Here is a 4,911-nt window from a genome sequence, read left to right as displayed (position 1 = left end):
CAGCTGGGAGAGCGCTTGCATGGCATGCAAGAGGTCCGCGGTTCGATCCCGCGTAGCTCCACCACTATTTGCAGTAAAAGGCAACGGGCCGCCAGAACCTGTTGTCTAATGAAGAAAGAATTTGGGGTTATAGCTCAGCTGGGAGAGCGCTTGCATGGCATGCAAGAGGTCCGCGGTTCGATCCCGCGTAGCTCCACCAATTTCTTGTTACAAGAAAGCCAAAGGCCATCGCATCGCGGTGGCCTTTTTGCTATCTGCCTCCTGCCTGCGCGGCCATTCCCGACATGGATTGTCGTTTCATCCAGCATCTTGTGGTGCCATCCCCATGAGATGGCTCACAGTTCCAGCTCATCAAATCAGCGGTTTTGAACATGCCTGTGTGGCTGATTTTGTTGATAACTGCATTAATTGCTGCATGTTCGCAGCGAACTGGCTACTTTTTCTGCTTTTTCTGTGAGTACCTCAAACATATTTTCCTTTGTGAATGAAGATTGAGCATTTGCGGGCGACTTCCTATACTCGGGCTGTTCCAGATGGAATCCAGGTAAAGAGCAAACCGGCTGAAAGGTCGGGACGCAAAGCCTCCGGTCTACCGACTTCAGGGTCCAGGATAGCGGGGTTACCCAGGTAAGAGTCAGTGGCGCGTCCATCGTCAGCTGCCTTCTTCGTCGTACCTGTTGCGGTTGTGCTTTGCCTTGGTCAGCGTTTTGCCAAGACAAAAACAAGGATGATAACAAGATGCAACAAGTCTTAAGACCAAGTCGGCTAGCCATGCTGGTCGCCCTCGCGTCCCTGCCCGGTTGGGCACTCGCGGCCTATCCTGCCTATCAGGCAGGCACCGCCTACAAGGCTGGCGATATCGTCAGCAATGCCGGTAGCCTCTACCAATGCAAAGAATTTCCCTACTCAGGCTGGTGCAGCGGTGCGAGCTCTCACTACGCCCCGGGTACAGGCACTGTCTGGGCCGATGCCTGGACTCTGTATCAGGATGCCAATCCGCCTGCGCTGGATCTGACCCTCTCTTCCCCTGCCGCGGACAGCTCGGTGAGCGTGGGGGCCGAATTGGCCCTGGCCGTCAATCTGATCGGTGGCAGTGACGCCGTGACCCAAGTGGTCTATCTGGTCGATGGCAGTCAGGTGGCAGCCATCACGGCAGCCCCCTGGTCGGCCAGCTGGGCCGCCAGCGGAGTGGGTGTCCATCAAATCACTGCTCGGGCGCTGGACAAGGATGGCAAGAGCCTCGATGAAGCCCAGGTCAGTGTGACAGTGACGGCCGTAGTTGCCCCGGAGGCGCCCAAGGCCAGCATCACCAGCCCGGTGGCCGGGGCCAAACTCACTCTGGGCCGCGCCGTCACGGTGACCGGCAATGTGACCGATGCCAATAACGATGTGGCCAGGGTCGAGCTCTATGTGGATGGCAAGAAGGCAAGTGAGGACATCAGTGCCCCCTGGCAGCTGAGCTGGACTCCGCAGACCAAGGGCAGTGCCGCGCTGACCCTGGTTGCCGTAGACAGCCAGAACCTGTCGGGAGAGTCGGCGCCGGTGTCGGTCAGTGTCGAAGAGGCTGCCTTGCCGCAACCGGTGGCAATCTTTCCTGCGACGTTCGCCAGATTTATCGCGCCGACGGCAGCGAGTGCATGGGGGATGACCATGGCCGTCGGGTCATCGGTTATTTCACCTCCTGGCGCACCGGCAAGAATGGTCTGCCCTCCTATCTGGTGAACGACATCCCCTGGGACAAGATCACCCACATCAACTATGCGTTTGCCGCCGTGGATGAGCAGACCCATCTCATCAAGGTGGATGATTCTGCGACCAAGATGACCTGGGAAGGGGTGCCGGGCGCTGAAATGGATCCCGAGTTTGCCTATCAGGGTCACTTTAACCTGCTCTCCAAGTACAAGAAGCAATATCCGGACGTGAAGACCTTGATCTCCGTGGGCGGCTGGGCCGATACCCGTGGTTTCTATGCCGCCACCACCAAGGGTGACTGCTCGGTCAATACCGCTGGCATCAATGCCCTGGCCAACTCGGCGGTGAGCTTCATCCGCCAGTACGGCTTTGATGGGGTGGATATCGACTACGAATATCCGACCTCCATGAAGGATGCGGGCAATCCCAATGACTTCCCGCTCTCCAATCTGTGCCGTGGCAAGCTGTTTGCAAACTATGAAGTGCTGATGAAGACGCTGCGTGAACGGCTCGACAGCGCTGGCACCGAAGATGCGCGCAAGTACATGCTGACCATAGCGTCACCGGCGTCAGCTTATCTGCTGCGCGGCATGGAGAACTTCCAGGTCACACCGTATCTGGATTACGTCAACCTGATGACCTATGACTTCCACGGTGCCTGGAACAACTTCGTGGCCCATAACGCCGCGCTGTTCGACAACAAGGCGGATCCGGAACTGGCCCAGTGGGGTGTCTATAACCAGGCTCAGTTCGGTGCCATCGGCTATCTGAACGCCGCCTGGGCGGCACACTACTTCCGTGGGGCCATGGCGGCCGGCAAGATCAACGTGGGTGTCCCTTATTACACCCGTGGCTGGCAAGGTGTCACCGGCGGTACCCATGGTCTCAATGGCAAGGCAGCCCTGCCAAGCCAGAGCGACTGCCAACCGGGTACCGGCGGCAGTACCATCCCTTGCGGTAATGGTGCGGTCGGCATCGACAACATCTGGCACGATCTGGACAAGAACGGCAATGAGATAGGTGGCGGCGCCGTGCCCATGTGGCATGCCAAGAACCTGGAGCATGCGGCTAGCCTCGGCATTACCAGCATGCCGAGCTATGGTGCGGCCTGGGGTCTGGATGCCAATAACCCGGCCGATGTGATCCAGGGTCAGTACGTGCGTTACTACGATGACAAGGCGCATGCGCCCTGGCTCTGGAACGAAGAGAAGAAAGTGTTCCTCTCCACCGAAGATGAAGAGTCCATGGGGCACAAGCTGGACTACATCATCAATCGGGGTCTGGGTGGCGTCATGTTCTGGGAGATGGCGGGGGATTATGATTTTGATCCCGCCAAGAACGAATATGTCATGGGCAGCACGCTGACCAGCCTGGCGTATGACAAGTTCGCCACGGCGAGTAAAGCCAATTTGCAGCAGAACGATCTGCCTGCGCCTGCGGCTCAGCTCGACATTGCCGTCAGCCTCTCGGGCTTCAAGGAGGGGGATTCCAACTATCCAATCAACCCAACGCTTAAACTGACGAATAAGTCGACCCAGACCATTCCGGGCGGCACTCGCATCGAGTTCCTGATGCCGACCTCCACCTCTGACACCATCACGGATCAGAGCGGCATGGGGCTGACAGTGGTCGAGAGCGGTGGCAACCAGAACTCGGATGGCATCGCGGGCGAGAAGGACTTCCACAAGGTCGCCTTGACCCTGCCGAGCTGGAAGGCCTGGGCCCCGGGGACGGATGTCGAAGTCGCCATGACCTATTATCTGCCGGCGGCGGGTGTGCCAAGTGGCATGCGCCTCGTCAGCGGTAGTCAGACCATAGGCCTGAAGTCCGACTTCCCGGCGCTCTCCGAAGCGGTACTGGGTGGTGGCGGTGATCCTGGCACGGGCGGCACGACGTGCAGCTCCCAAAGCGTCACCCCGGCGGCCTATCCGGCCTACCCTAGCTGGCCCCAGGGAGACCATGCCAATGCCAACGATCGCATGACCAATGGCAGCGCAGTCTGGCAGGCGAACTGGTGGACCAGCAGCGAACCCAAGGCGGGGGACGGCAGCTGGAAGCTGGTCTGCAGCTACTGAGGTGCAAGTTAACAATGCAAGCGGGGCCCTGGCCCCGCTTTTTTTATCAAGAAAACCCCGGTGGCGGCCGACATAACATAATAATGGCCGTAGTACCGGGATCGGCGAGTCCCTATACTGGACCGCATTCGGATTGGGAGAGAAGGGCAATCATGGCGAGCATATTGGATTCAGTGGATCAACGTACCCAGCTGGTAGGGGAGAATCGCCTGGAGTTGCTGATGTTTCGACTCGGCTCCCGTCAGCTGTTTGCCATCAACGTGTTCAAGGTGCGCGAAGTGGTGAAACTGCCCCACCTGAACAAGATGCCGGGTTCTCATCACAACATCAGCGGCGTGGCCAATATCCGCGGTGTTTCCATCCCCGTCATCGATTTGCGCAGTGCCATCGGCATGCGTGGCCAAGCCCAGGAGGGAGAGGCCAACCTTATCATCACCGAATATAACCGCACCATACAGGGTTTCCTGGTCGGTCAGGTTGCCAACATAGCCAACATGACCTGGAAGGACATATTGCCGCCGCCGCGCTCGGCGGGTCGTGCCAACTACCTTACCGCCATCACCCGCCTGCGGGAGGGGGACAGCGAGCAGATAGTCGAGATCATCGATGTGGAGAAGGTGCTGGCCGAGATCATCACCTATGACATCCGCATCTCCGAAGCTGTGCTGGATCGGGAACTGCTGCCGCAGATGCAGGGGCGCAAGGTGCTGATCGTCGATGATTCCAGCACGGCCCGCAATCTCATTCGCGATACGCTGGCGCAGCTTGGACTCGACGTAATCGAATGCCAGGATGGTTTGCAGGCGCTGCACTTGCTCAAGAGCTGGTGCGATGCCGGCAAGCGGGTGACCGACGAAATACTGCTGATGATCACCGATGCCGAGATGCCGGAGATGGATGGTTATCGCCTCACCCATGAGGTGCGCAATGACCCGCGCATGCAGGATCTCTTCATTACCCTCAACACCTCGCTGAGCGGCAATTTCAACGAGGCCATGGTCAAGAAAGTGGGTTGTGATCGCTTTATTTCAAAGTTCCAGCCGGATCTGTTAGTCGGTGTTGCCCAGGAGCGGCTGCGCCAGCTGCTGGGTTGACGGATGAATTGGCGTGTGGAACCAATCAACAACAAAAAGGGCCAGCAGAT

1 protein-coding gene, 1 tRNA gene, 1 pseudogene and 1 riboswitch are annotated in these 4,911 nt (G+C 58.4%); all 3 genes and pseudogenes read left to right on the top strand.

The features are described 5' to 3' along the window. Positions 1 to 123 precede the first annotated feature (123 nt). Positions 124 to 199: transfer RNA gene (locus G113_RS19170), tRNA-Ala, on the top strand. A gap of 341 nt (positions 200 to 540) precedes the next feature. Next, a riboswitch (cyclic di-GMP riboswitch) is annotated at positions 541 to 627 on the top strand. Between the two features lie 111 nt (positions 628 to 738). Next, positions 739 to 3,767 (top strand): annotated as a pseudogene (locus G113_RS19165) (glycosyl hydrolase family 18 protein). Positions 3,768 to 3,919: 152 nt separating this feature from the next. Continuing rightward, positions 3,920 to 4,861 carry a chemotaxis protein CheV gene (locus G113_RS19160; RefSeq protein WP_005909942.1) on the top strand — a complete coding sequence of 314 codons (942 nt, stop codon included), beginning with the start codon at positions 3,920 to 3,922 and terminating at the stop codon, positions 4,859 to 4,861. The last annotated feature ends 50 nt before the right edge of the window (positions 4,862 to 4,911 follow it).

It is taken from the genome of Aeromonas molluscorum 848 (assembly GCF_000388115.1).
GTDB lineage: Bacteria > Pseudomonadota > Gammaproteobacteria > Enterobacterales > Aeromonadaceae > Aeromonas > Aeromonas molluscorum.
The sequence above is the reverse complement of the archived record's forward strand: the minus strand, read 5'-3'. Positions and strand labels throughout refer to the sequence as shown.

Bases quoted from the DNA above. Each gene is read 5' to 3' on its own strand.
- G113_RS19160 (WP_005909942.1), top strand. From the start codon at position 3,920: ATGGCGAGCATATTGGATTCAGTGGATCAACGTACCCAGCTGGTAGGG.